The sequence below is a fragment of the Candidatus Symbiopectobacterium sp. NZEC135 genome (genome assembly GCF_025962695.1).
Genome location: NZ_JAGFPF010001430.1, coordinates 1 through 546, shown reverse-complemented (window position 1 = coordinate 546; position 546 = coordinate 1). Strand labels below are relative to the sequence as shown.

Sequence of the window (546 nt, the reverse complement as noted above, 5' to 3'; positions counted from 1 at the left end):
TACGGTGATGTTCCTTTGATACCACCTGCCACGCTGGCGCGCTTGCTGGCGCATAAGCCACAGGGCGGCATTGCGCTTCTGACGGTGAAACTGGACGATCCTACCGGTTATGGCCGCATAGTGCGCGATGAGAAGGGATCTGTGGTCGGAATTGTCGAGCACAAAGACGCGACGGAACAGCAGCGTCAAATTAACGAAATCAACACCGGTATTCTGGCGGCAAACGGTCAGGATCTGAAGCGTTGGCTGAGTCAGTTAAACAATAACAACGCGCAAGGCGAGTATTACATCACCGACATTATCGCCATGGCGGCATCCGAAGGTCGTCGTGTTGAGGCTGTGCATCCTGATAACCTGAGCGAAGTGGAGGGGGTTAACAACCGCCTGCAACTGGCGACGCTGGAGCGCGTCTATCAGCGGGAACAGGCCAATAAGCTGCTATTGGCGGGCGTGATGTTATTTGATCCCGCGCGTTTTGATCTGCGTGGCACCTTAACCCACGGACGTGATGTTAGTATTGACGCTAATGTGATCATTGAAGGCCAG

General features: G+C 54.2%; 1 pseudogene. It reads left to right on the top strand.

What is annotated here, in order from left to right:
• Positions 1-546, top strand: a pseudogene (gene glmU / locus J5224_RS34665) (bifunctional UDP-N-acetylglucosamine diphosphorylase/glucosamine-1-phosphate N-acetyltransferase GlmU); the annotation flags it as partial.